This window comes from Curtobacterium sp. MCLR17_034, from assembly GCF_003234485.1.
GTDB lineage: Bacteria > Actinomycetota > Actinomycetes > Actinomycetales > Microbacteriaceae > Curtobacterium > Curtobacterium flaccumfaciens.
In genome coordinates this window covers 25,185-50,540 of record NZ_QKTH01000015.1, presented here as the reverse complement: position 1 = coordinate 50,540, position 25,356 = coordinate 25,185, and the positions used below count along the sequence as shown (strand labels likewise).

Genomic DNA, 25,356 nt, shown 5'->3' with positions numbered 1-25,356 from the left:
GCGCTCAGGTGCTCGTCTGGAGCGTCTTCTTCGGGTACTCGTCGAAGCGCTGGAAGTACGTGCTCGAGAACCGCCCCATGTGGCGGAAGCCCCACCGGTGCGCGACCTCGGCCACCGTCGTCTGCGCGCAGTCGGCGAGCTGGAGCGCGATCCGGACCCGGTCGAGGCGGACCTGCAGCAGGTACGTCATGGGGCTCACGCCGACGTGCTGCACGAAGTTCTCCTGCAGCGTGCGGGAGCTGACCCCGACGGCCCCGCAGACGTCCGCGAGCTGGAGCGGCCGGTCGCAGTGCTCCGCGAGCCAGGCCTGTGCGAGCTGCACGGTGTTCACCGTCCGGCGGACCGGCGATGCGTCGGGTTCGGCGTCCGTCCCGCCGAAGGCCCGCAGCACGGACTCGGCCAGCAGCACCTGTGCCGACAGGTGCCCGCCCGGGTTGCGGTCGGGGTGCAGTGCGTTGACGGCGACCGCGTCGATGCGGGCGACCAGGTGGGACACCTCGGCCTCGGCCGGGCGGGATCGCAGTCGGCCGGCGAAGCGGTGGTCGAACACGACCCCGTTGACGGCGTCGAGGAATCCGCGGTCGACCCGCAGGACCTGGACGGTCCCCGCCGGCACGAGCAGCGTGAACGGCCGGTCCGTCGGCAGGAGCACCGGCACACCGGGCCGGGCGGGCGCGTCGTCGTCGACCCGCAGGCACCCCGCGGTCGACCACGCAAGCACCGGCGTGCCGTCCGGCGTGAACGAGGCGGCGGCGGCGGTCGACACCGCCGACGACAGCAGCGCGACGTTGTGGTGGCGCACCGTCCGGTGGCGGAACGCGAACCGGTCGGTGGGGGCGAACCGGACGTCGCGACCGTCGTACACGGCACGCACCGTCCGGACGGCGTCCGCGGTGGTCCGGCCGCACCGCTCGGCGGTCCGGGGCGCGTTGCCGACGGCGACTCGCGGGACGGTGTCGCTGCTCACTGGCCCGATCCTCGCCGGGCGCGGAGGTCCGCGAAGGTGAACCGCTCGCGGTCGACGTCGTCCTCGGACTGCACGATCCACCCGCGTCGGGCAGCGCGTGCCCGAGCCCGGTAGGAGGTGATGTGGACCGGGGCGACCCCCGGTGCACGCTCGTAACCACTCATCAGATCCTCCGATCTGTCCCCGTGCCTCCGACCCTGTTCGGAGGGGGACAGTTTGAGTACCTCTTGGACGATAAGCGCCCTCACCGGGGTCCACAATGGCCCCCGAACGGGTGCGATCCACATCCGCGCACGTCGGATAACGGCGGCGTCGTGGCGTCGGAGGCCGATCGGCCCGACCGACTCGTACCCTCCACGTATGGACCAGGCACCGACCACGGCGAGTGGTCCCGAGCACGGCGGAGCACGGCTGTCGCGCACCGTGCACGAGGCGCTGCGGTTCGTGCACGCCCACGCCCGCGAAGCGATCTCCGTACCGGACATCGCCGCCGCCGCACACCTGTCGACCCGCGGCCTGCAGAGCGCGTTCCGGCGGGAGCTGCAGACCTCACCCGCGTCGTACCTGCGCGGGGTGCGGCTCGAGGGCGTCCGCCGCGACCTGCTGTCGATGACACCGGCCGACCGTCGCACCATCGCGGACGTCGCCAAGCACTGGCACTTCAGCAACGCCGGTCGGATGGCGGCCGAGTACCGCGCCGCGTTCGGCACCGCACCGTCGGCGGCGCTCCGGTCGTTCGACCCGGAGGACCCGGACCCCCGCGCCACGTCGGACCTCGCCGGGTCCCCGGGCGAGGGATCACGCTTCCGGATCGTGCTCGACTGCGAGGTGGAGGTCGACGACGCCGACGCGACCTTCGCCCATGCCCTGCGCCGTGCCCAGGGCGACGACCGCCCCTGGCACGGCTACGACCCCGACGGCAGCACGGCGGACGTCGTCGCGTTCCTGCTGGCGAACGCCGTCCGCGGGGCCGCCGGGGACACCTCCGGCATCCGGCTGCGTGCGGTCAACCCGATGCTGCGGGCGCCGGACGAGCACGGCGGGTACCCGTCGGCCGAGCTCCCGCCGTGGTCGGCACCGGCCGTCCCACCGTCGGCCACCGGCACGGAACGGGACTGATCGCGCCGTCGATGGACGAAAAGCGCCAGGGGTCGAGGAACCGGGGGAGGATGGACCTCGCGGGCCCGGCACGTGCGGCGGGCCCCGGCAAACGGAAGGCAGCGCCATGGGCCAGCTCATCTACGACTCGCAACCCCTCGAGCTCCGCCTCGACGACCGTGCGCTCACGCACCTGCAGATCGTCATCGTGAACCTCATCCGCCGCGGGGAGAGCTTCGTGTTCTCGTGGAAGGACGACCCCGCCGTCGGCGGGGGCCGCAGCAGCGTCTGGATCCACCCGTACTGTGGACTGCACTTCAAGTTCGCCGGCGGCAAGTCCCCGAGCGTGAACCGCTCGTGGCTCGACGAGCTCTACGCCAGCGCGGCGAGCGGCTCCGGCCTCGTCCTGAGCCCGGAACCGACGGACGCAGAGGGCCCGGTCTCCGCCGACGACGTCGCCGGCGCCCCACCGGCACGACCCACCACGACCATCAGCGCCTCCTGACCGGAGCGCTGACGACGCGCCCCGACCGGGCACGAACGACAGGATGCCCCTCCCCGTGACCACCACCCCGCGTCGACGCCGCTCCGCGCTGCTCGCCGCCGCGCTCACCGCCGGACTCGCACTCGCCGGCTGCACGGCCCCGACCGCCGCCCACGCTGAGGGGTTCGACGTGACCGGCTTCCAGCCCGAGAACGCCGACACCGCCTTGGTGGACGCGAACGCCGCCGCGATGGACGTGGTCGGCGTCGACGGCCTGCTGCTGAACCGCACGGGCACGAAGGTCACCGCCCCGTCGCGCGCCGCCAAGGCCCAGCGCAACCGGGCGCACGCGAACGGCCTCACCGCGCAGCTGCTCGTCAGCAACTACTCCGAGGCCGACGGGGACTTCAGTGAGCCGATCGCGAGGAAGCTGCTCACCTCGCCCGCGAACCGCGCCCGGGTCGTCCGGTCGCTCGCCGCCGACGTGGCCACGGGCGGCTGGGACTCGGTCATGATCGACCTCGAGGCGCTGACCCCGGCCGAGAAGTCCGGTCTCACCGCCTTCGCCCGGGAGCTCCGGGCCGCCGTCGGCGACGACGTCCGGCTCGACATCGCCCTGTCCGCGTCGACCACCGCCGCCGGGTACGCCCGCCTCGGCTACGACGTCCGCGCCCTCCGCGCCCCGCTCGACCACCTGACGCTCATGGCCTACGACCAGCACGGCCCCTGGGAGCCGGACACACCCGGCCCGGTCGGGTCGCTCGCGTGGTCGTCGAAGGCTGCCCGTGCGCTCGCGACCCTCGCTCCCGCCGACCAGATCGTGCTCGGTGTCGCCGGGTACGGCTACCACTGGAAGGGGAAGCGTCCGGCCGGTCAGCTCTCCGACGCCCAGGCCCGGCTCCGGGTCCGGAAGGCGGGCGCGACCGCCCGCTGGGACGCGACGGTCGGCGAGTGGACCGCGACCCTGCCGAGCGGTGAGGTGCTCTGGTGGTCCGACGCACGCTCGCTGCGCGAGCGGGTCGCGCTGGCGGAACGGCTCGGCCTGACGGGCGTCGCCGTCTGGTCGCTGGACCTGTCCGACCGGATCGAACCGGTCAGGTGACCGCGACCCGCTGACGGACAGGAGGCGCGGTGCGAGCCCGCACCGCGCCTCCCGTCCGTCACCCGGTCACGCCCAGGGCGCGTGGTCCGTCACCAGGTCAGACGAGCGACCACTCCACCAGGCGGGGGTCGTCGAGGGTGACCTCGTGCACCGAGCCGGTGACCGCGACGGTGGCGCGCGCCGTGGCGGTGCCGGGGACGGGGTGTCGGACCGGCCCGTCGCCCGAGGCGACGATCCCACCCGCTGCCACCGGGCCTCCCGGCCGGGACGCCGCCGCGTGCGACGCGACCCAAACCTGCACGTCGCCGGGTTCGACCACCTTGCGCATCCGACGGTCGGTGAACGCGAAGCGCTGCACCGGGACGCGGAAGCGGACCCGCGCGGACTCCCCCGCGGCGAGCGCGACCCGCGCGTAGCCGAGGAGCTGCACCTCGGGCCTGGTGACGCTGCCGTGCACGTCGTGCCCGTAGAGCTGCACGACGTCCTCGCCGGCACGGGACCCGGTGTTCCGGACCGTCACCGACGCGGTGAAGACGCCGTCGGAACGGACGTCCGGGTCGACGACGAGCTCGTCGTACGCGAAGTCGGTGTAGCCGAGGCCGAAGCCGAACGGTCGCACCGGCGTCGAGTCGGCGGCCGTGACATCGGACGGACCGCCGAGCCGCGGGTGCAGGTACGTGAACGGCTGCGCGCCGGCGGACCGGGGCAGGGACAGTGGCAGCCGGCCCGAGGGCGAGGCCGCGCCGGTCAGCAGGTCGGCGATCGCCAAACCGCCGCCCTCGCCAGGGAAGAACGCCTGCACGACCGCGGCCGGACGCGGCTGGTCGCCGTCGAGCGCCCAGCCGATCGCGTACGGCCGGCCGGTCAGCAGCACCATCACGGTGGGGGTGCCGGTCGCGACGACGGCCTCGACCAGCTCGCGCTGCACGCCGGGCAGGTCGAGCGACTCGGTGTCGTTGCCCTCGCCGACCGTGCCGCGGCCGAAGAGTCCGGCCTGGTCGCCGACGACGACCACCGCGACGTCCGAGGCGGCGGCCACGGCGACCGCGTCGGCGAAACCGGCCCGGTCGTCGCCCGTGACGGCGCAGCCCGCTGCGAAGCGGACCGCTGCCGGGCCGAGGGCCCGGGCGACGGCTTCGCGGACGGTCGGGATCGCGAAGCCGAGCGGCAGGTCGGGGTGCGAGGCGAGCACGTGGTTGGCGAACGAGTAGCAGCCCTGCAGGGCCTCGGCGCGGTCGGCGTTCGGGCCGATGACCGCGACGGACGCCCCCGGTGCGAGCGGGAGGACGGGGGTGGTGCCATCGGCGGTCCCGCTGTCGACGGTGGCGCTGCCGCTGTCGGCGCTGCCGCTGTCGGCGCTGCCGCTGTCGTTCGACAGCAGCACGAGCGACTTCGCCGCCAGCTGGCGTGCGAGTGCCTGGTGGAGCGGGGTGTCGAGGTCGATCCCGGTGGGGGCGTCCTCGGCGAACGCGTCCGGTTCGAGCAGGCCGAGCCGCTCCTTCTGCCGGAGCACCCGGAGCACGGCACGGTCGACGAGTGCCTCGTCCACCTGCCCGCTGCGGACCCGCTCGACCAGCGGCGCGAGGTACGCGTCACCGGTCGGGAGCTCGACGTCGATGCCGGCCTCGAGCGCCAGCGCCGCGGCCTCGCCACGGTCGGCGGCGATGCCGTGCATGACCTCGAGGAACGCCACCGAGAAGTAGTCCGCGACGACCGTGCCGTCGAAGCCGAGCCGGTCGCGGAGCAGGTCGGTGAGCAGCTCGCCGTTCGCCGCGACGGGCACGCCGTCGATCTCGGCGTACGAGTTCATCACGCTCCGGGCGCCGCCGTCGCGCAGCGCCATCTCGAACGGCGGCAGGTAGACGTCGGCGACCTCGCGGGCCCCGGCGTGCACGGGGGCGTGGTTCCGCCCCGCCTGCGACGCCGAGTACCCGAGGAAGTGCTTCAAGGTCGCGTCGACCCCGGCCGACTGCAGCCCATGCACGTACGCGGTGCCGACCGTGCCGACCAGGTACGGGTCCTCGGCGATGCACTCGTCGACCCGCCCCCAACGCGGGTCGCGGATCACGTCGAGCACGGGTGCGAGCCCCTGGTGGACGCCGAGCTGGCGCATGGACGCACCGATCGCGGCGCCGACCTGCTCGACGAGCTCCGGGTCGAACGACGCGCCCCACGCCAGCGGGGTCGGGAACGTCGCGGCCTTCCACGCGGCGAGCCCGGTCAGGCACTCCTCGTGGACGAGCGCCGGGATCCCGAGCCGGGTCTCGCGCTGCAGGCGGCGCTGTTCGGCCCAGAGCCAGGCGGCACGCTCGTCGGGTTCGACGGGGCGGGTGCCGTAGACGCGGGTGAACTGCCCGATGCCGTCGCGGGTGATGTCCGCCAGGGTGCTGCCCTGCTGCACGGCCGCCATCTCGCCCTGCATGGGGGCGACGACGCCGTTCTGGTCGAGCCAGTAGCCGACGAGCTGGGCGACCTTCTCGTCGAGGGTCATCACGGCGAGCAGGGCGTCGGCGCGGGGTCCGTCGGTGGTCGCGGTCGCGTCCGTCGCGCTGTCGGTCTGGAGGCGCGGGTCGCGTCCGGCGGTCTGCGTCGCGTCCGTCGCGGTCACCCCTTCACCGCCCCGGTCAGGCCGCCGACGATGCGGCGTTGGAAGATCGTGAAGAACACGAGCGCCGGGATCATCGACATCGAGGTGAACGCGAGCACCTTGGCGGTGTCGACGGAGTACTGCGACGAGAACGACTGGACCCCGAGCGGCAGGGTGTACGCCGCCTCGTTGTTCAGGATGAACAGCGGCAGGATGTAGCTGTTCCAGCTGGCGATGAACGCCAGGATGCCGACCGTGACGACGCCGGGCAGCGACAGCGGCACGACCATCCGGAAGAAGAACCCGAGACGGCTCGCTCCGTCGATCGACGCCGCCTCCTCGAGCTCGTCGGGGATCGCCCGCAGGAACGGCACCAGGATGATGACGGTGGTCGGCAGCGCGAACGCGATCTGCGGCAGGATCACGCCGGCCAGGCTGTTCGTCAGACCGAGGTCCTTGACGAGCAGGTACAGCGGGGTGATCGCGACGGTGATCGGGAACATCAGACCCGCGGCGAACAGGGCGTAGAGCGCCCCGCGGCCGGCGAACCGGTAGCGGGCGAGCACGAAGCTCACCATCAGCCCGAGCACGACGACCCCGAGGGTGGTCGTGACGGCGCTGATCGTGGAGTTGCCGAGCTGCTGCCAGAAGATGCCGCTGGACAGCACGGACCCGTAGTTGCCGAACTCGAACGGTGCCGGCAGTCCGGCGGGGCTCGTGGTGATCTGCGAGTTGGTCCGGAAGCCGCCCAGCACGATGTAGAGCACGGGTGCCAGGTTGGCGGCGACGAACAGGATCGCGACGACGTACGTCAGCGGGTTCGCGCGTCCGATCGCGGCACTGGACCGGCGCTCCCGCACGGCCCGGCGCCCGGGGGCGACGATGCTCGTGGTGGCCATCAGTTCTTCCTCTCGGTGAGTGCACCCGCGGTGTCGCGGCGGAGCACGAAGCGCTGGTAGATCAGGGCGACCACGAGCGAGATGACGAACATCACGACGGCGACGGCGCTGCCGAAGCCGAAGTTGCCCGAGGTCCGGCCGTTGGCGACCATGTACGTCGCCATCGTCGAGGTGCCCGCGGTCGACGCGATGTACTGCCCCCAGATGATGTAGACGAGGTCGAACAGCTGCAGCGAGCCGATGATCGACAGGAACGCCCAGATGCGGATGGTCGGACCGAGCAGCGGCAGCGTGATGCGCCGCTGGATCTGCCAGTAGCCGGCGCCGTCGATGGCGGCGGCCTCGAACAGTTCCTCGGGGATGCTCTGCAGGCCGGCGAGGAACAGGATCACCGCGAAGCCGATGTACTTCCACGAGATGATCACGAGCAGCGTCCAGATGGCGATGTCGGGGTTCGACAGCCAGTCCGCACGGAGTCCGCCCAGGCCGATGCTCTGGAACAGGTCGTTCACGGCGCCGTTCGACTGGAGCATCAGGCTCCACCCGGTGCCGACGATCACCTCGGAGATGACGTACGGCACGAAGACGAGCACGCGGACGAGCCCGCGGCCGTGCATCTTCTGGTTGAGCAGCAGTGCGAGCACGATCGCGATCGGCCCCTGCAGCACCAGCGAGAGCACGACGATGAAGCCGTTGTGCATCAGGACCGCGTGGAACGCCTTGTCCTGGAAGATGATCAGGTAGTTCTGCAGCCCGACGAAGTCGGTGGGCGGGCCGTAGCCCTGCCACTTGAAGAACCCGTAGTAGGCGGCGAGCGCCACGGGCAGGATCACGAACGTGACGAAGACGATGACCGCGGGTCCGGCGAGGACCGCGATCTCGACGCGCTTCCGCCAGTCCGCGATGCGGCGCTTGGTCCGCCGACCGGCGGGGAGCGGCGAACCGCTCCCCGCCGGGGACGTCCCCGCGGCCGTGTCCGACCCGGTGGCCGGAGTCGTACCGAGCGAGGTGTCGAGGGTCATGCTCAGCCCTTGGCCGCAGCCTGGTTGGTGGTCTCGACGATGTCCTTCGCGCTGCCCTTGTCGGCGAGCAGGTCGACGACGCTGGTGTTCAGCGCGTTGCCGACGTTCTGGCCGTACAGGGTGTCGAGGTACTGCGAGACGAACGGGGCCTCCTGGTAGGCGGCCAGGGCCGACTTCAGGTAGTCCGAGTCGACGACCGACTGGGCTTCCTTGTTCACCGGGATGGCGTTGAAGGCCTTGTAGTAGCCCTCCTGGTTGTCCTTCTGCACGATGAAGTTCAGGAAGTCGGTGCACGCCTTCTTCGGGGCCTGCGCCGAGCAGGAGTTGCCGTCGACACCACCCATCATCGACTTCGGGTCACCCTTGCCACCGTCGATCGCGGGGAACGGGAACCAGCCGAGGTCGGGCAGCGGCTTGGCGTCCGGCGTCAGCGACGCGATCACGCCCGGGTCCCACGCGCCCATGAGCTCCATGGCGGCCTTGTGGTTGGCGAGGAGACCGGCGGAGCTGCCGGCGCCCTGCTGTGCGGCGGTGGTCAGGAAGCCGTTGTTGAAGGGCTTGGTTGCGTTGAAGTCCTCGAGCTGCTCGCCGGCCTTCGTCCAGCAGGCGTTGTCGAACTTCAGCGACTTCGCCGTGTCCTCGAGGGTCTTCTGGCTGCACTCGCGGAGCGCGAAGTTGTAGTACCAGTGGGCGGCCGGCCAGGCGTCCTTCGCGCCGACGGCGACCGGGTCGATGTCCTTGGCCTTGAGCTTCGTGATCGCGTCGTTCAGCTCGTCCATGGTCGTGGGCGTGCCCTCGATGCCGGCTTCCTTGAACAGGTCCTTCGAGTACCAGATGCCCTCGGGGAGCACCGCGCCCGGCATGGCGTAGGTCTTGCCGTCCTTCTCGTACCCGGCGAACGTGCCCGCGCTGATGGACTTCTTCGCGTCGGCGCTGATGGAGTCGGAGATGTCCATGAGCTGCCCGGCAGCGATCATCGCGTCCATCTTGCCGCCGCCGCGCTGCAGGAACACGTCGGGGGCGTCGCCGGAGTTGAGGGCGGTCTGGAGCTTGCCGTCCAGGTCCTCGTTCTGGATCGCCTGGGTCTTGATGGTGACGTTCGGGTACTTCTCCTCGAACGCCTTGACCGTCGAGGCCCAGTAGGCCTTGCCCGGTCCGGTGGTCGAGTTGTGCCAGAAGGTCATCGTGACCTTCCCGCCGTCCTCGGAGGCATCGCTGCCCGCCGAGCACCCACTGGCCACCAGTGCTGTGGCCCCGATCAGCGCGATGGCTGCCGCGGCACGGATCTTCCTCGTCATCGTGGAACTCCTGAAGTGTCGTCGTTGACATGCGCGACATCGACTGCCGCTGCGGAGAGCATGCCTGCTGCTCCAGGCCCATGTCAATCGATATCGATAACGTTTTCTTACCCGATGTCATGGTGCCGCAGCGGTACGGTGTGCACATGGACTCGGCACTCGGCGCGCGTCCCGGTGCCGGCCGGGTGACGATCGGCGACGTGGCGCGGGTGGCCGGGGTCTCGATCCCGACGGTGTCCAAGGTGATCAACCAGCGCGACGGGGTCGCACCCGCCACGATGCTCCGCGTGCAGCAGGTGGTCGACGACCTGGGGTACGAGACCTCACTGGTCGCCCGGAGCCTGCGGAGTTCGCGGACCGGGGTCGTCGGCATCCTGGTGCCCGAGTTCGAGCCGTTCTCGACCGAGCTGCTCCGCGGCATCTCGCGGGCGGCCACCGGCACCGGCTACGAGCTCCTCGCCTACGCCGGCCTGATGACCGGCGCCGACCGACCCGGGTGGGAGCGCCGGTCGCTGTCCCGCCTGTCCGGCACCCTGATCGACGGCGCGATCGTCGTCACCCCGACCACGGCACTGTCGAGCTCGTCGATCCCCGTCGTGGCGATCGACCCGCACACCGGGCCGGAGGGGCACGCCACCGTCGACGCCGACAACGAGGCCGGCGCGGTGCAGGCCGTCGAACACCTGCTGTCACTCGGACACACCCGCATCGCGCACCTGCAGGGACGCGCCGACCTGGCCTCCGCCCAGCTGCGCGCGGCCGGGTACCGCTCGGCCCTGACCGCCGCGGGCATCACGGTCGACGAGTGCCTGCTGCGTGACGGCGGCTACCAGGAGGACCAGTCCGCGGCCGTCGCCCGCGAGCTCCTGACCCTCGCCGACCGCCCCACCGCGGTGTTCGCCGCGAACGACTCGTCGGCGATCGGTGTGCTCCGCGCCGCGGCCGAGGTCGGGCTCCGCGTCCCCCAGGACCTGTCCGTCGTGGGCTTCGACGACGTGCCGCAAGCGTCCACCACGACCCCGCCGCTCACCACGGTGTCGCAGCCGCTCGCCGAACTCGGGTCGCACGCCGTGCAGATGCTCCTGACGATGCTCCGTGGCGAACCGACCACGGACCACGTCCGGCTCCCCACGACCCTGCGGGTGCGGGCGAGCACGGGCCCCGCTCCGAGGCCGGCGCCCGGCCGCTGAGCACCCGCCGCCGTCAGCGGCGCAGGGTCTGCTTCGGGTACTCGCCGAACCGGGCCGCGTAGGCCGCCGAGAACCGGCCGAGGTGGGCGAACCCCCAGCGGCGGGCAACGTCGCCGACGACCCCGGCCTGCGGGTCGAGCTCGAGCAGTTCGCCGCGCACGCGGTCGAGCCGGACCTCGCGCAGGTACGTCAGCGGTGACACGTCGAAGACCCGGCGGAAGGACTCCTGCACCGACCGCACGCTCAGGCCGGCGACCTCGGACAGCTCCTGGACCGTGACGGACTCGGCGGCGTGCGCGTGGATGTACTCCACGGCGGCCCGCAGCCGGGCGTTCCGCGGCAGGCCGAGCACCGCGGGCAGGTCGTCCGCCTGCGGCGGGAAGGTGTCCAGGAACGCGGTGGCCGCCGACCGCTTGGCCTCGTGCCACGCGTCGGAGTCGGGCCCCTCGGCGCGCAGTGCCCGGGACAGCGCCACGAGTGCCCCCTGCCAGCGCTCCGCCGTGTCGGGTTCCGGCGCGCGGGTGGGGTCGAACCGCAGTGGTGTGGCGTCGACCTCCAGGTGTTCGAACGCGACGCGGTGCACGTACTCCCGCCCGAAGTGCACCAGCCGCTGGTCGTGGTCCTCGGCCGTGAACACGAAGTCGTCCTCGGGCGGCAGGAGCACGGGGACGTCCCGGCGCAACTCCATCCGGACGCGCCCGGAGTCCAGGTGCGCGGTCCCGCTGGTGATCCACGTCACCACGTAGTCGGCACCGACGGGCACCGAGCCGCGCACGGCACCGCGGAGCTGCGAGCGCCGGATGCTCACGTCGGAGTCCCCGACGGCTGTGTACCGGTACGAGAAGTCGTCGTCGATGCGCCGGACGGACCACCGATCCGCGCCGTGGACGGCGGCGAGGTCGCGCTCGGCCGAGTCGGGATCCCCGCCCGAGACCTCGAAACGCACCGGTTCACCGGCGCGTTCGGCGCCCTGTGGGGTCGGGACGGGGTCAGCCACAGCGCCTCGCTCCCGATGCCGTCACCCGCACCGTTCCACGCTCCGCGTTATGTGGATACGCTGGGGCGGTGACTGCGGCGTATCGTGACCCGGACGAGACCCGTTCAGAGGGGGCGTTGTCGTGAGCGATGTCGACCTGGACGCGGCGCTGACCCGGCTCGAGGCCGCGGTCTCCGAACTGCGCGGCCGACTGCGCGACGAACTCGGCGTCTCCGGCGGAGACCTGACGCTGCTGCAGTTCGTCTCGCGTGCCGAGGAAGCGGGTCGGACGGTGCGCGTGAAGGACCTGTCGAAGCACCTGGGGCTCACCGGCCCGGCGGTCACCGGCATGGTGGACCGCCTCGAGCACAGCGGACACCTCAGTCGTGTCCCGAACCCCGACGACGGCCGCAGCCGGTACATCGAGCTGACCGATGCTGCCCGCCGCGACTACGCGCGCGCGATGGACGGCACGAACAAGCACCTGCACGACCTGATGGCCTCCTTCTCGGAACGGGAGCGGGCCAGGTTCGTGCGGATCATCGACCGCATCGTCGCAGCCGTCGATCTCGGCGCACCGAGCCCCTGACGGCAGGGTACGGGCGGTCAGGTCGACGTCCGGACGAATGTCCAGCATGCGCAGCTAGGTAAGTTCCCTACCTATCTCCGCACGCCGGACACCCGTCACCCCTTGACGGCTCCGGAGGTCAGACCGGACACGATCGAGCGGCGGAACACGAGCACCAGGATGACGATCGGCACCGTCGCAGCGACGCTCGCGGCGAAGATCTGCGCGAACGGCACCGTGAACTGCGTCCCGAAGAGCGCGATGCCGACCGGGATCGTCCGGAACGAGTTCTCGCTGTTGAACGTCAGGGCCATCAGGAACTCGCTCCACGAGGCCGTGAAGGTGAAGACGCCGACCGTGAACAGGCCCGGCTTCGCCATCGGCAGGATCACCGACAGCACGGTCCGCCAGGCCCCGGCGCCGTCGATCTCGGACGCCTCCTCGATCGTCGACGGGATCCCCTGCAGGTAGTTCCGCATGATCCAGATGGCGAACGGCAGGTTGAACGCCACGTACGGCACGATCAGGCCCGGGTACGAGTTGAGCAGCCCGAGGTTGCGCTCGAGCAGGTACAGCGGTGTCAGCACCGCGATCGCCGGGAACACCGACAGCATGAGCAGCGAGGTCATGATCGCCGTGCGCCCCCGGATGAACCGGCCGGCCAGGGCGTACCCGGCGAGGAACGCCAGCGCGAGCACGATCACCGTGGTCGACACCGACACGATGACGCTGTTCACCATGTACTGGCCGAGCGCGTTGTCGCGGAAGGCCACCACGAAGTTGTCGAAGGTGAACGACTGCGGCCAGACGGTGGGCGGCGACTGCCCGATCTCGGACGCCGGCTTGAGCGACGTCGTGACGAGCCAGTAGAGCGGCAGCGCGGTGAGCACCGCGATGACGACACCGCTGACGTTGACGGTGTTGACCCACTTGCGCCAACCCTTGCGCACACGTTGACGGGGCATCAGTCGTCCCCTCCCTTCGCCTGGTTCCGGAACGCCCGGAGGAACAGCAGACACCCGGCCGCGACGATGACCGCGGTGGAGGTCGCGATCGCCGCGCCCGGTCCGATGTTGATGTCCTGGAAGAGCACCTTGTACCCCATGATCGCGAGCGACTGGGTGGCGGTGCCCGGTCCGCCGTTCGTCAGCACGAACGGCAGGTCGAAGACGCCGAACGCCTGCAGGATGCGGAACAGCACCGCGATCGTCAGGGTCGGGGTGAGCTGTGGCAGCACCACGCGCCAGAACGTCTGCCAGGTGCTCGCGCCGTCGAGCTCGGCGGCCTCGTAGTGGTCCTCGGAGATCTGCACGAGCCCGGCGAGCAGGATGATCGCGACGAACGGCGTCGTCTTCCAGATGTCCGCGACCATCAGCCCCGTGATCGCGGGCACCGGTTCGCCGAGGATCACCGGAGCGTCCCCGAACAACCCGAAGAACCACGTCGCGACGCCGTAGGTGCTGTCGTAGATGTACTTCCACAGCTGCGCGTTGACGATGGTCACGAGCGACCACGGGATGAGCATGAGCGCGAGCATCCAGCCGCGGGTGGCCCCGAGCCGCTCGAGCACCAGTGCGACGAGCATGCCGAGCACCAGCTCGACCGACACCGTCACCACCGTGTAGAGCACCGTGAAGCCCAGCGCCCGGTACCAGTCGGCGCTCTGCAGCAGGGCCGCGTAGTTGTCGAACCCGAACGACTGGATCGTGAAGCCCTCGTAGCCGACCTCGACGTCCGCGAAGCTCAGGACGACCGAGTACACGACCGGGAAGATCGTCACCGCCGCGACCACCAGGAGCGCCGGTGCCGCGAAGCCCCACGCGCCCCGCGAGCGGATGCGGTCGAGACGTGACCGCCCCGTCGGCCGGGGCGGCGGATCGACGCGACCCGTGCCTCCAGGCCGTGCCGGTCGTGTCGCCGTGCCGGCGCTCACAGCGCTGCTCCCTGCAGTGCGAGCGAGATGGCGGAGGCCATCGCGCTGGTGCCGCCGTCGACGGACGCCTGTCCGCCGAGGATGCTGTTGCCGTTCTGGTAGACGCCCTGCGAGACCTTCGGGTAGTAGGCGGTCGAGGTCGGGCGGGGCACGAGCGTGATGCCGGCCGCCGTGTCGTAGGTCGGGCGCTCCTGCCGCTTCGCGTCCTCGCTCACGAGCGAGGCGCTTCGGGCCGGCAGGACCCCGCCCTCGCGGGTCAGGAACTGCTGCGCGGTCTCGCTCGACATCCAGCGCGCGAAGGTCAGTGCCGCCGCGGGCTCCTGGGTGTGCGGGTTGATGTAGTTCCCCCACCCGCCGATCGTCGAGTGGTGCTCGTCCATGCCGTCGAACGTCGGCCGGGCGGCGAGCCCCACCTTGCCGGCGACCTTGCTGTCCGGGCCGTTCGCGATCCCCCACGCGTACGACCAGTTGCGGAGGAACGCCGCGCGGCCGCCGGAGAAGGCGTCGTTGGTGTCCTGCTCCTGGTACGTCAGCGTGGCCCGCGGGGACGCACCCTCCGTGACCAGGGAGCGCATGAACTCGAACGCGCGCTTCGTCTCGGAACTCGTCGTCGCAGGCTTCGTCAGGTCGTCGTTGAGCAGTGACCCGCCCGCGTCGGCGACGAACTCGGTGACGTTGCAGGTCAGTCCCTCGTACACGTCGCCCTGGAACGCGAACCCGTACGAGACGTCTCCGGTGTCGACGAGCTTCGCGGCGGTCTCGCGCACTTCCTCCCACGACCCCGGCACCTGCAGGGAGTGCTTCGCGAGCAGGTCCTTCCGGTACAGGAAGAACGACTCGTCGATGTAGAGCGGGAACATGTAGTAGGTCCCGTCGACGCTCGCCGCCAGCCGCAGCCCCTCGGGGAACTGGTCGAAGAAGTCCTCGCCGACGAGCTGGTTCACGGGCGTCGCGAGCTTGTTCTTCGCGAACTGCCCGGGCCAGGCGACGTCACCGAGGTAGACGTCCGGCGTGCTGCTGCCCGCCGCGATCTGGGTCGTGAGACTCGTGCGGTTCGTGTCGGTGTCGCTCGGGGCGCTGACGATCCGGACGCGGATGTTCGGGTGCTCCTTCTGGAACTCCGCGATGAGCCGGCGGCGCAGGTCACCGCCGTCCTTCGAGGCGACCTGGCCGGCCCACCAGCTGATCGTCGCCTCGCCCTCGGGCGGTTCGGTGGGCCAGTCCTCGACGCGCGTGCGCTCGGGTCGGGTGGAGCAGCCGGCGAGCAGCAGCACCCCCGCTCCCCCGAGCATGAACGTCCTCCGGTCGATTGCCATCCGTCCTCCTCGACGTGTGGTGCTGCGAACCTGTACGTCCACACAACCAGGCGGAGCCTGGTCTGTCCGCCAGGCGGCGGCGCGGTCGCCGTCACTGTCGCTGTCGCTGTCGCGAAAGCGACACCCTGCCGCGGAACGTCCGCAGGGATCTGTCGCTTTCGCGGGTGGGGGCGTGGGCCCGCGGGGCGGCGGCCTGGAGGCGCGTGGCGGGGCCGACCCGCGCCTCCAGGCTGCCAGGTGGTCGCGAAAGCGACAGAACCCGCACGGCCGAACCCGTCAGTCCCCGCGAAAGCGACAGTGTGCCGCGAACCGTTGGCGGAGATCTGTCGCTTTCGCAGATGGGGCCGACCCGCGCCTCCAGTCCGGCAGGGGGTCAGGCGGAGGCGGGGGCCGTCGAGTCGGCCAGGTGCAGGGCGCACGGGATGAGCGTGTGGGTGCGCTCGGTGCTGCCGCCCTCGAGGCGGTCGACCAGCGACTCGACCGCCAGGCGGCCGAGCTCCGGACCGGGGGCGTTCAGCGTCGTGAGCACCGGTTCGGTCGCGGCGCCGGCGCCGTCGGAGGACACGATCGCGATGACCGAGACGTCCTCGGGCACCCTCCGACCGCCGGCCCGCAACCCGCTGACCAGCCCGAAGTTCGAGTCGTCCTTCATGATGATCGCGGCCGTGACGTCGGGGTCGTGCGCCAGCAGGTCCGCCGCCGCACGACGACCGCCCTCGGCCGAGGCACCGGCGGCGACCACGGTGCCGGTCAGTCCGCGGCGCTCGATGCCGGCGTGGAACGCCGCCTCGGAGCGGACCTTCGGCCCGTAGTCGGCCATGGTGGTGCCGTCGAGGTCCTCGACCACGAGGCCGATCCGACGGTGCCCGAGTCCGGTGAGGTGGTCAAGGGCGTCCTCGACGGTGCGCTCGAAGTCGATGTCGACGTAGGAGATGCCCGAGGGGTCGGCGGTGCGGCCGATCGCGACGAACGGGACCTCGAGCTCGGTCAGACGGGCGATCCGGGGGTCGTGCATCGTGACCTCCATCACCACGACCCCGTCGGCGAGACCGCCCGAGATGAGCTCCTGCACGTCGTCCGCCGTCGTCACCGCCGGCCAGAGCACCAGGTGGTACCCGAGCTCCGAGGCGCGGCTCGCGGCACTCGTGAAGAACTGCAGCGCGGTCTGGCCGAGCCGGTGCTCGAGCACCGGGAACACGAGCGCGAGGATCCGGGTGCGGCGCGACGCCAGCGCCCGGGCGACCACGTTGTTCCGGTAGCCGAGCTCGCGCATCGCCGCCGTGACCCGGGCACGGGTGTCGGCGGACACGCGCTTGTTGCCGTTCACGACGAAGGACACCGTCGCGATCGAGACGCCCGCCCGGTCGGCGACCTGCTGCATCGTCGCCATGCCGCTCCCTCACCCTGTCCCGCTCACTGTAGCGGGGGCGGTGTCCGAAAAAGTTCGTCTAAGCGCTTTACCATCTAACCGCTTCGATGCTAACTTCGACCCCACTCGGGACGCGACGGAGCGGTTCTGGTCCGGTCGTCCCCGATCCACGAGCGACACGTTCGACTCGTGTCCGGCAACCATCCAGAGAAGAGCGAAGCAATGAAGCCTCGACACCGCAGGATCGCCCCGGTCCTCAGCGCGGTCGCCATGCTGGCGACCGTCCCCCTCGTCCTCGCCGGCTGTTCCGGCGGCTCGTCCGCGAGCTCCGGCGGCAAGGTGGACTCCATCACCGTGCTCGACTACTACAACCAGGGCAACGACAAGAAGGTCATCGGCGAGTACCTCGACAAGTGCGGGGCCGAGAACGACGTCACCATCAAGCGCAGCCTGGTGCCCGGCTCGTCGCTCATCCAGAAGGTCCTGCAGCAGGCGTCGTCGAAGACCCTGCCGGACGTCCTGATGCTCGACAACCCGGATCTGCAGCAGATCGCCGAGACCGGTGCGCTGTCGCCGCTGTCCGACTACGACATCTCGACCGACGGCTACGCCAAGGGCGTGCTGCAGGCCGGCACCTACGAGGACAAGGTCTACGGCCTCGCCCCCACCGTGAACACCATCGCGCTCTTCTACAACAAGAAGGTGCTGTCCGAGGCCGGTGTCACCCCGCCGAAGACGTGGGACGAGCTGCAGTCCGCCGCGGCGAAGCTGACCAAGGGCGACCAGTACGGGTTCGCCGTCGACGCCAACGCCACGTACGAGGGCACCTGGCAGTTCCTGCCGTTCATGTGGTCGAACGGCGGCGACGAGAAGGACATCGCGACCCCGGAGACCGAGGAAGCACTGTCGCTCTGGAAGGGCCTGGTCGACGACGGCTCGATGTCGAAGAGCGTCGTGAACTGGACCCAGGCCGACGTGAACGACCAGTTCATGGCCGGCAAGGCCGCGATGATGATCAACGGCCCGTGGCAGATCCCCGGGCTGAAGGAGTCGAAGGTCGACTACGGGATCGCCCAGATCCCCGTGCAGTCCGCCAGCGACAAGGCCGTGGCCCCGCTCGGTGGCGAGGTCTGGACCGTCCCGAACACCGGTGACAAGGCGAAGCAGGCCGTCGCGGCGAAGATCGTCGACTGCATGAACAGCGACGCGAACCAGCTCGCGATGGCGAAGCTGCGCTACACGATCCCCTCGAAGACCGACGTCGCCCAGCAGTTCGGCAAGGACGTCCCCGAGGAGCAGGTGTTCGTCGACCTCGTCGCCGACGCCCGCGCCCGCACCGGCGAGCTCGGTGCCGACTGGCCCAAGGCCGCGACGAAGATCTACACGGCCGTGCAGTCGGCGCTGACCGGGCAGGACTCCCCGGCCGACGCCCTGCAGAACGCGCAGTCGAGCAACTGAGCATGACGAGCACCGCGACCCCCGTCGCCCCACGGCGGGCCGCCGGGAACGGAGCACCCGCTCCGTCCCGGCGGCCCCGCCCGGGCCGCTCGCTGCGCTTCGAACGGATCGCGCAGCTGCTGTTCCTGCTGCCGGCCGTCCTGTTCCTGCTGCTGTTCTTCGGCTACCCGGTGGTCAAGAACATCGTCATGAGCTTCCAGGCGTACACGACGTCGACGTTCTACACGGGCGAGGCGCCGTGGGTCGGCCTGGCGAACTACGCCTCGGTCGTGTCATCCCAGCTGTTCGGCACGGCGATGCTCAACACCGCGCTGTTCACGATCGGGTCGATCGTCGGCCAGTTCGTCCTCGGCCTGCTGCTCGCCCTGTTCTTCCGCCGGAACTTCCCGCTGTCCGGTCTCCTGCGCTCGCTGCTCCTGCTGCCCTGGCTGCTGCCGCTCATCGTCTCGAGCGCGGTCTGGAAGTGGATGCTCGACCAGGACTCGGGCGTCGTCAACCAGTTCCTCGGCACCTTCGGCGTCCCGTCGGTCCCGTGGCTGACGAGTCCCGCCGTGGCGCTCATCACCGTCATCGCGGTGAACATCTGGATCGGGATCCCGTTCAACACCACGATCCTGTACGGCGGTCTGCAGGACATCCCCACCGAGCTGTACGAGGCAGCGGCGCTCGACGGCGCGACCGGGTGGAAGGCCTTCTGGGCGATCACCTGGCCGATGCTGCGACCCGTCGTGAGCGTCACGCTCGTGCTCGGCGTCGTCTACACGATCAAGGTGCTCGACATCATCCTCGGGTTGACGAACGGCGGGCCGGCGAACGCCACCCAGACCATCGCGACCCAGTCCTACGACCTGTCGTTCAAGCAGTTCGACTTCGGGCAGGGCGCCGCGCTGAGCAACATCCTCATCGTGATCTCCGCCCTGTTCGCGATCGTCTACCTCCGCCTCAACAGGAAGGCCGTCGATGACTGACGCAGCGTCCACCACCGACGCCCTCCGGACCCGCGCGGTGGTCACCCGCGGTGCCCGGCGGCCCGTCCGTCCCACGAGCGCGAAGCAGTGGGTGCTGTCCGGCGTCGGGATCCTGATCCTCGCCGTGATGCTGTTCCCCGTCTACTGGATGATCAACATCTCGCTGCAGCCGGCCGGCTCCGCGATCGAGGCCGCCTGGTTCCCGATCAACGCCCAGCTCGGCGGCTACGCGCAGGCCATCGCCGACCAGGGCGGCGCCCTGGTCACGAGCCTGGTGATCGCCCTGGGCAGCGTCGTCGTCAGCCTGCTCATCGCGACGCCGGCGTCCTACGCGCTCGCCCAGTTCAAGGTCAAGGGCATCAACGCGGTGCTGTTCGGCATCCTCATCTCGCAGATGATCCCGGGCATCGTCGTCGCGAACGCCCTGTACGCCGCGTACAACGACCTCGGGCTGCTCAACACCGTGCCGGGGCTGATCCTGGCCGACAGCACCGCGGGCGTGCCCTTCGCGATCCTGATCATGCGGGCGTTCATGCAGAACATCCCGCCGTCGATCATCGAGGCCGCCAAGGTCGACGGTGCCGGCAACTTCCGGGCCTTCCGCTCGGTCGTCGTGCCGATCAGTGCCAACGCCCTGATCACCGCCGGGCTGTTCACGTTCCTGTTCACCTGGAGCGACTTCCTGTTCGCCCTGACCCTCACCACCACCGAGGACGTCCGGCCGATCACCCTCGGCATCTACAACTACATCGGCACCTTCACCGCCGACTGGTCGACCGTCATGGCCGCCGCGGTGATGGCCTCGATCCCCGCCATCGTGCTGCTGCTCGTGGCGCAGAAGTTCATCGCCGCCGGGGCCACCGGCGGCGCAGTCAAGTGACCGGGTCTCACCACCCCCGAAAGGCACACACCATGACCACCACCCCGCTCCGCATCACCGTCTGGGGCGAGAACGTCCACGAACAGGTCGAGCAGCACGTCGCCGAGCGGTACCCGGACGGCATGCACGGCGCGATCGCGGACGGCATCCGCGAGCACCTGCCCGAGGCCGTCGTCCGGACCGCCACCATGCAGGAGCCCGAGCACGGCCTCACCGACGAGGTCCTCGCGAACACCGACGTCCTCACCTGGTGGGGGCACGCCGCACACCAGGACGTCGACGACGCCGTGGTCGACCGGGTGCACAAGCACGTGCTCTCCGGCATGGGGCTGCTCGTCCTGCACTCCGGCCACTGGTCGAAGATCTTCGGCAAGCTGATGGGCACCACCTGCACCCTCCGCTGGCGCAGCGAGCACGACCAGGAGCTCGTCTGGACCGTCAACCCGCAGCACCCGATCACCCGCGGGGTGCCGAACCCGATCGTCATCCCCGAGCAGGAGATGTACGGCGAGTACTTCGACGTCCCGACGCCCGACGAGCTCGTGTTCATCTCGGGCTTCACGGGCGGCGAGGTGTTCCGGAGCGGCATGACCTACCGCCGCGGCCTCGGGAAGATCTTCTACTTCTCCCCCGGTGACCAGGACTTCCCCGTCTACCACCACCCGGACGTCCGCCGCGTGATCGCGAACGGTGCCGAGTGGGCGCGGCCCGAGCGGGAGCGGGAGATCCCGACGCTCCGCCGCTACGACCTGGGCGAGTACTTCGACGGGCAGCACTACCGCGGCCCGTTCGACGACGCGGAGCCCGACGACGCCGAGCCCGAGACCGCCGAGCCCGTGGCCGAGCGCGACGGGGCACAGGCGTGAGCCCCCTCCGCGTCCTGCAGGTCGGCGCCGGCGGGATGGGGCGGGCCTGGCTCGCCACCGTCGCCGCCGACCCCGAGGTCCAGCTGGTCGGCATCGTCGACCTCGACCTCGACGCCGCCCGCGCCGGGGCCGAGCACGCCGGCGACCCGTCGATCCCGGTCGGCACGGACCTGACCGCGCTGGCCGCCGAGACCGGTGCCGAGGCCGTCCTCGACATCACCGTGCCGGTCGCGCACCACCCGGTCACCCTGCAGGCGCTCCGTGCCGGGCTCCCCGTGCTCGGCGAGAAGCCGGCAGCGCAGACCGTCGCCGAAGCGCTGTCGCTCGCCGCCGCCGCCGAGGCCACGGGCAAGCTGTTCATGGTGTCGCAGTCCCGCCGGTACAACGACCAGCTCGTCGCGTTCCGGCAGCACGTCCGCGACCTCGGTGCCGTGGGCGGGCTGAGCACCCGGTTCGCGAAGGCGCCGCACTTCGGTGGGTTCCGCGAGGAGATGGACGACGTCCTGCTGCTCGACATGGCCATCCACGCCTTCGACTCCGCCCGGTACGTGCTCGAACGCGACCCGGTGTCGGTGTACTGCGAGTCGTGGAACCCGTCGTGGTCCTGGTACCGGGGCGACGCGGCCGCCGCAGCCGTCTTCACGTTCGAGGACGACGTCCGCTACGTCTACGACGGCTCGTGGTGCGCGCCGGGTGCCGAGACCTCGTGGAACGGCGACTGGCGTGCCTCCGGAGCGGCCGGCACGGCGCTCTGGGACGGCGACCACGACCCGTCGAGCGACCTCGACGGCACCCCCGGTTCCCCTGCCGCTGCGCCGTCGGTCGGGCACGAGATCGCCGGGTCGCTGGCGTCCTTCGTCCGGGCGGTCCGCTCCGGCGAGGTGCCGGACGGCGAGGTGCACGGCAACGTGATGAGCCTCACGATGGTCGACGCAGCCATCACCTCGGCCCGCAGCGGCCGCCGGGTCGTCATCGACGAGGTGCTCGAACAGGCGCACCGGGACGCCCTGGCCGCCGAGCAGGACGACGCGATCCGCGACCGCCTGGCCGGGTGGGAGTCGGTCCGCGGCGCCCTGCGCGAGCGGCTGCCCGCTTCGTGAGCAGGAACGGTCGGGTCGCGCACCGCGACCCGACCGTTCCTGCTCACCATGTGCGGTACGACGCACCCCGAGCAGGCCTGGAGGCCCGTGGCGACGCCGCCACGGGCCTCCAGGCCTGCGTTCTGCGGCGATCCGGGCCCCACGCGCGCCCGGTGGGGACGCCGCCGGTTACGGTGTCCGGGTGCACGGACAACGGTCGTCGGAAAGTGACACGGCGGCAGAGCCGGTCGTGCTCGTCGCGGCCGACCCGCGCCGGAGGACCGGCCGGACGCCCTGGCGGCTCGTCCTGGTCGGCGTCGTGCTCGCCGCGGTCGTCGGCGGCGCCGCGGTCGCGACCGCCGGCACCCTGGTGGCGCAACGCATCGCGGAGTCGTTCGCCGTCCGTGACGCGACCAGCGACACCGCGGCGCTCGCACGGGTCGTGGTCGAACCCGCACTGCTCGACGCGGTCGCCGACCCGTCCCGCTCCGCCGTCGACCGGGCTGCCGCACGGACGCGCCTGGACGACGCGGTGGCCGGTGAGCTGCGCGCCGGGTCGGCGGTCCGGATGAAGCTCTGGGCGGCCGACGGCACGGTGCTCTGGTCGGACGAACGTCGACTGGTCGGCGAGCGCTTCCCGCTGTCCGACGAGGACCTGGAGGCGCTGGAGTCGGACCGCTCCGACGCCGAGGTGTCCGACCTGACCGAGCCGGAGAACCGCTACGAGCGCGGGCACGGGCCGCTGCTCGAGGCGTACCAGGCCGTGCACACGCCGTCCGGCGAGGCGCTGCTGTTCGAGGCGTACCAGCCGTACGACCAGGTGCTCGCGCGCGCCGCGGACCTGCGACGGTCGTTCGCCGTCCTGGCGTTCGGCACGGTGGCCGTGGTGCTCGCGCTCCTGGTGCCGCTGCTGCTCGGGTTGCTGCTGCGGATCCGTTCCGGGCAGCGCCTGCGGGAGCGGCTGCTCGGTCGCGCGCTCGACGCCGAGGCCGCGGAACGCCGACGGATGGCCGCCGAACTGCACGACGGACCGGTGCAGGACGTCGCCGGACTCGCACTGTCCCTCGGTGCCGATCCCGCCACGCGCGACGCCGCCACCGTGCTCCGGGGTGCGGTGTCGTCGCTGCGGACCTCGATGGCGACGATCCGGCCGGCGGCTCCGACGCCCGAGGGACTCGGTGCCGCCCTCGACGACGCCTGTGCCCGCGCGCGTGCAGCGGGGCTCGCGACCACCGTGCGGGTGCCGGACGCCGTCGACGCGTCCCCCGCCGCGCTGCTCGCGGTCGTGCGCTTCGTCCGTGAGGCCGTCTGGAACGTCGTCAAGCACGCCGAAGCGACCCGGGTGGACGTCACGGTCACGCAGGCCGGCGGCTCGGTCCGGGTGGTCGTGCACGACGACGGGGCGGGCTTCGACCCCGCCGTGGTCGTCGAGGGCGGCCGCACCGGACACCTCGGCACGACCCTGCTGCGCGAGGTCGCCGAGGACACCGGCGGGTCCCTGCTGCTCCGGACCGCTCCGGGTGCCGGCACCACCTGGGACCTCGGGGTCCCCGTCGACGCGGAGGCCCTGCGGTGAGGGTCCTGCTGGTCGACGACCACGCGCTGGTCCGGAGCGGGCTGCGCGCGGTGCTCGCGACGACCGACGACTGCGAGGTCGTCGGCGAGGCGGCCACCGGCGAAGCGGCGGTGGCGCTCGTGCCGACGCTGCGGCCCGACGTCGTCGTGATGGACCTGTCGATGCCCGGTGCCGGCGGTGTGGAGGCGACCAGGCAGGTGCGGGCGCTCCTGCCGTCGGTCCGGGTCCTCGTCGTCACGACGTTCTCGGACGACCACCGGGTGCGCGCCGCGTTGGCAGCCGGCGCCACGGGCTACCTGCTCAAGGACGCCGCGCCCGACGACGTGGTCGCGGCGGTCCGTGCCGCAGCGCGCGACGAGACGCCGATCGACCCCCGGGTGGCCCGGGCGCTCCTGCCCGGAGCAGCCGCCGGCGCCGCCGCGGACCGGGGCCCGGAGCTCCCGCCCCGGGAACGGGACGTGCTCGTCCGCATCGCCCGCGGCATGTCGAACCGGCAGATCGGCACGGAACTCGGCATCGCGGAGCGGACCGTGAAGGTGCACGTCGGGTCGCTGTTCCGGCGGATCGGCGTCGCGGACCGCACGAGCGCGGCGCTGTGGGCGCGCGACCACGGCTGGTGACCGTGCCCTGCTGCACGCTGCTGACCGGGTACTAGTACCAAGGTCCGATGGTGCGGAGTCGGGCTGGCGGCGACGATCGTCGTACCGGCCAGACAGGCCCACCAGGAGGCACCCATGCACACCCAGCGCTCACGCAGGATCAGCAGCGGCATCGTCGCCGCGATCGCCCTCGGCACCGTCGCCGCCGCTGCCCTCGTCGGGGTCTCCCCCGCGAACGCGTCCGGCAAGACCTCGACCGGCGGTGACTACGCCGTCACCGTGAACGGGGTCACGACGAACCCCGCCCAGGGCAAGGAGCTGAAGATCCGGGACGTCGCGGTCGCCGGCACGATCGCGGTCCGGGGCAAGCACAACGGCTTCGACATCCGGATCGCCGACCTCGGCGTGTACGACTACACGCTGACCGGCGCCGCGGACACGCAGCGCATGGTGACGAAGCCGACCGTGGTGTTCGCGTCGAAGGTCCCGTCGCTCACCGCCGCGCAGCTCGCCAGCACGAAGCTCTCGTCGCTCGAGGTCAAGGACGACACCCTCGTCGCGATCTTCTCGACCGGGCTCGGCAAGTACAAGATCCAGGCGAAGGACGGCGCCCAGGGCGGTATCTTCCAAATGGAGACGGAGTTCTCCGGGCCAGTGACGTTCACCCACACGCTCGGGGCGGGGCTGTTCTACTTCACGAACCCGTACACGGGCAAGATCAACTTCGGCGACGGGACGGCCGCGGTGTCGTCGGGCAGCGGCGCCCACCAGATGCTCCTCGGCAAGGACAGCCCGCAGGTCGCCACGAAGACCTCGCAGACCACGACGACGACCACGTGGACGGTCCAGCCCGGCGGGCGTCTGGGCGGGGTGCTCGGCGAGGACGCCGTCGAACTGTCGCAGGGTGCGACGAACTGCACCAGCGACTGCCAGGCGCAGAACCAGATCCGCGGGTCGCTCCCGGTCCCGCCGGACCCCGTGGACCCGACGCCGCTGAGCGTCACGCGGATCGCGTGAGCGCCTGACGGACGGGAGGCCCGTGGCGACGCCGCCACGGGCCTCCTGTCCGTCCGCCCTCGCTTCGTGAGCAGGAATGGTCGGGTCCGCACGTCGGACCCGAC

At 71.2% G+C, this 25,356-nt stretch carries 24 protein-coding genes; 13 read left to right on the top strand and 11 right to left on the bottom strand.

Annotated features, from left to right (window positions below; genetic code table 11):
- Nucleotides 1-4 precede the first annotated feature (4 nt).
- Together DEI98_RS18850 and DEI98_RS18750 are read right to left on the bottom strand one after the other, a co-directional pair.
- Nucleotides 5-967, bottom strand: coding sequence for a helix-turn-helix transcriptional regulator (locus DEI98_RS18850; protein WP_111054919.1), 963 nt, complete (start codon nucleotides 965-967; stop codon nucleotides 5-7).
- Nucleotides 964-1,131 carry a hypothetical protein gene (locus DEI98_RS18750; RefSeq protein ID WP_163343324.1) on the bottom strand — a complete coding sequence of 56 codons (168 nt, stop codon included), beginning with the start codon at nucleotides 1,129-1,131 and terminating at the stop codon, nucleotides 964-966. Before DEI98_RS18750 ends, DEI98_RS18850 begins: the two co-directional genes overlap by 4 nt.
- A 196-nt stretch (nucleotides 1,132-1,327) precedes the next feature.
- Between DEI98_RS18750 and DEI98_RS14105 the strand changes: the two genes are divergently transcribed.
- From DEI98_RS14105 to DEI98_RS14095, 3 genes are all read left to right on the top strand, one after another.
- The gene (locus tag DEI98_RS14105; RefSeq protein ID WP_110865022.1) at nucleotides 1,328-2,086 is read left to right on the top strand and encodes an AraC family transcriptional regulator; all 759 of its coding nucleotides are present in this window, start codon (nucleotides 1,328-1,330) and stop codon (nucleotides 2,084-2,086) included.
- A gap of 106 nt (nucleotides 2,087-2,192) precedes the next feature.
- Nucleotides 2,193-2,570, top strand: a complete 378-nt coding sequence (locus tag DEI98_RS14100) for an ATP-dependent DNA ligase (RefSeq protein ID WP_111101082.1) — start codon at nucleotides 2,193-2,195, stop codon at nucleotides 2,568-2,570.
- A gap of 55 nt (nucleotides 2,571-2,625) precedes the next feature.
- Nucleotides 2,626-3,651, top strand: a complete 1,026-nt coding sequence (locus DEI98_RS14095; protein ID WP_146243531.1) for a glycosyl hydrolase family 18 protein — start codon at nucleotides 2,626-2,628, stop codon at nucleotides 3,649-3,651.
- Between the two features lie 97 nt (nucleotides 3,652-3,748).
- Here DEI98_RS14095 and DEI98_RS14090 read toward each other — a convergent pair whose 3' ends face one another.
- The 4 genes from DEI98_RS14090 to DEI98_RS14075 are packed head-to-tail and all read right to left on the bottom strand — an operon-like array spanning nucleotide 3,749 to nucleotide 9,457.
- A complete protein-coding gene (locus DEI98_RS14090; RefSeq protein WP_111101080.1) occupies nucleotides 3,749-6,259 on the bottom strand; it encodes a glycoside hydrolase family 3 N-terminal domain-containing protein in 2,511 nt (836 codons plus the stop codon).
- Nucleotides 6,256-7,137, bottom strand: coding sequence for a carbohydrate ABC transporter permease (locus tag DEI98_RS14085; RefSeq protein WP_017886791.1), 882 nt, complete (start codon nucleotides 7,135-7,137; stop codon nucleotides 6,256-6,258). The genes DEI98_RS14090 and DEI98_RS14085 overlap by 4 nt, the downstream gene beginning before the upstream one ends.
- Nucleotides 7,137-8,159 (bottom strand): carbohydrate ABC transporter permease, encoded by a 1,023-nt coding sequence (locus DEI98_RS14080; RefSeq protein ID WP_071405209.1) that lies wholly within the window; start codon nucleotides 8,157-8,159, stop codon nucleotides 7,137-7,139. Before DEI98_RS14080 ends, DEI98_RS14085 begins: the two co-directional genes overlap by 1 nt.
- Before the next feature lie 2 nt (nucleotides 8,160-8,161).
- On the bottom strand, nucleotides 8,162-9,457 hold the full coding sequence (locus DEI98_RS14075) for an ABC transporter substrate-binding protein (protein ID WP_111088877.1): 1,296 nt from the start codon (nucleotides 9,455-9,457) through the stop codon (nucleotides 8,162-8,164).
- Nucleotides 9,458-9,603: 146 nt separating this feature from the next.
- Between DEI98_RS14075 and DEI98_RS14070 the strand changes: the two genes are divergently transcribed.
- A complete protein-coding gene (locus tag DEI98_RS14070) occupies nucleotides 9,604-10,647 on the top strand; it encodes a LacI family DNA-binding transcriptional regulator (protein ID WP_071405247.1) in 1,044 nt (347 codons plus the stop codon).
- A gap of 13 nt (nucleotides 10,648-10,660) precedes the next feature.
- On the opposite strand, the gene DEI98_RS14065 is transcribed toward DEI98_RS14070, so the two are convergent.
- A complete protein-coding gene (locus DEI98_RS14065) occupies nucleotides 10,661-11,644 on the bottom strand; it encodes an AraC family transcriptional regulator (protein WP_111101079.1) in 984 nt (327 codons plus the stop codon).
- A 121-nt stretch (nucleotides 11,645-11,765) separates the two neighbouring features.
- Between DEI98_RS14065 and DEI98_RS14060 the strand changes: the two genes are divergently transcribed.
- On the top strand, nucleotides 11,766-12,212 hold the full coding sequence (locus DEI98_RS14060; protein WP_071405206.1) for a MarR family winged helix-turn-helix transcriptional regulator: 447 nt from the start codon (nucleotides 11,766-11,768) through the stop codon (nucleotides 12,210-12,212).
- 95 nt (nucleotides 12,213-12,307) lie between these two features.
- Here DEI98_RS14060 and DEI98_RS14055 read toward each other — a convergent pair whose 3' ends face one another.
- The 4 genes from DEI98_RS14055 to DEI98_RS14040 form a co-directional block, all read right to left on the bottom strand.
- On the bottom strand, nucleotides 12,308-13,156 hold the full coding sequence (locus tag DEI98_RS14055) for a carbohydrate ABC transporter permease (RefSeq protein ID WP_027464448.1): 849 nt from the start codon (nucleotides 13,154-13,156) through the stop codon (nucleotides 12,308-12,310).
- Nucleotides 13,156-14,124, bottom strand: coding sequence for a carbohydrate ABC transporter permease (locus tag DEI98_RS14050; RefSeq protein ID WP_171907805.1), 969 nt, complete (start codon nucleotides 14,122-14,124; stop codon nucleotides 13,156-13,158). Before DEI98_RS14050 ends, DEI98_RS14055 begins: the two co-directional genes overlap by 1 nt.
- Nucleotides 14,121-15,440, bottom strand: a complete 1,320-nt coding sequence (locus DEI98_RS14045) for an ABC transporter substrate-binding protein (RefSeq protein WP_111101078.1) — start codon at nucleotides 15,438-15,440, stop codon at nucleotides 14,121-14,123. The genes DEI98_RS14050 and DEI98_RS14045 overlap by 4 nt, the downstream gene beginning before the upstream one ends.
- A 373-nt stretch (nucleotides 15,441-15,813) precedes the next feature.
- Nucleotides 15,814-16,830, bottom strand: a complete 1,017-nt coding sequence (locus tag DEI98_RS14040; RefSeq protein ID WP_258370875.1) for a LacI family DNA-binding transcriptional regulator — start codon at nucleotides 16,828-16,830, stop codon at nucleotides 15,814-15,816.
- Nucleotides 16,831-17,031: 201 nt separating this feature from the next.
- Here DEI98_RS14040 and DEI98_RS14035 point away from each other — a divergent pair, with 201 nt between their 5' ends.
- The 8 genes from DEI98_RS14035 (at nucleotide 17,032) to DEI98_RS14000 (ending at nucleotide 25,252) form a co-directional block, all read left to right on the top strand.
- Nucleotides 17,032-18,267: an ABC transporter substrate-binding protein gene (locus DEI98_RS14035; RefSeq protein ID WP_071405204.1), complete on the top strand. Its 1,236-nt coding sequence runs from the start codon at nucleotides 17,032-17,034 to the stop codon at nucleotides 18,265-18,267.
- A gap of 2 nt (nucleotides 18,268-18,269) precedes the next feature.
- On the top strand, nucleotides 18,270-19,235 hold the full coding sequence (locus DEI98_RS14030; RefSeq protein WP_110865017.1) for a carbohydrate ABC transporter permease: 966 nt from the start codon (nucleotides 18,270-18,272) through the stop codon (nucleotides 19,233-19,235).
- Nucleotides 19,228-20,115, top strand: a complete 888-nt coding sequence (locus DEI98_RS14025) for a carbohydrate ABC transporter permease (RefSeq protein ID WP_084740987.1) — start codon at nucleotides 19,228-19,230, stop codon at nucleotides 20,113-20,115. Before DEI98_RS14030 ends, DEI98_RS14025 begins: the two co-directional genes overlap by 8 nt.
- Before the next feature lie 32 nt (nucleotides 20,116-20,147).
- Entirely contained in the window at nucleotides 20,148-20,981 is an 834-nt protein-coding gene (locus DEI98_RS14020) for a ThuA domain-containing protein (RefSeq protein WP_110865016.1), read from the top strand.
- The gene (locus DEI98_RS14015) at nucleotides 20,978-22,081 is read left to right on the top strand and encodes a Gfo/Idh/MocA family protein (protein WP_111101077.1); all 1,104 of its coding nucleotides are present in this window, start codon (nucleotides 20,978-20,980) and stop codon (nucleotides 22,079-22,081) included. The genes DEI98_RS14020 and DEI98_RS14015 overlap by 4 nt, the downstream gene beginning before the upstream one ends.
- Nucleotides 22,082-22,262: 181 nt before the next feature.
- A complete protein-coding gene (locus DEI98_RS14010) occupies nucleotides 22,263-23,636 on the top strand; it encodes an ATP-binding protein (protein ID WP_146243530.1) in 1,374 nt (457 codons plus the stop codon).
- Nucleotides 23,633-24,256 carry a response regulator transcription factor gene (locus DEI98_RS14005; RefSeq protein ID WP_111095656.1) on the top strand — a complete coding sequence of 208 codons (624 nt, stop codon included), beginning with the start codon at nucleotides 23,633-23,635 and terminating at the stop codon, nucleotides 24,254-24,256. Before DEI98_RS14010 ends, DEI98_RS14005 begins: the two co-directional genes overlap by 4 nt.
- A gap of 114 nt (nucleotides 24,257-24,370) precedes the next feature.
- Nucleotides 24,371-25,252, top strand: a complete 882-nt coding sequence (locus tag DEI98_RS14000) for a hypothetical protein (protein WP_111101075.1) — start codon at nucleotides 24,371-24,373, stop codon at nucleotides 25,250-25,252.
- Nucleotides 25,253-25,356 lie beyond the last annotated feature (104 nt).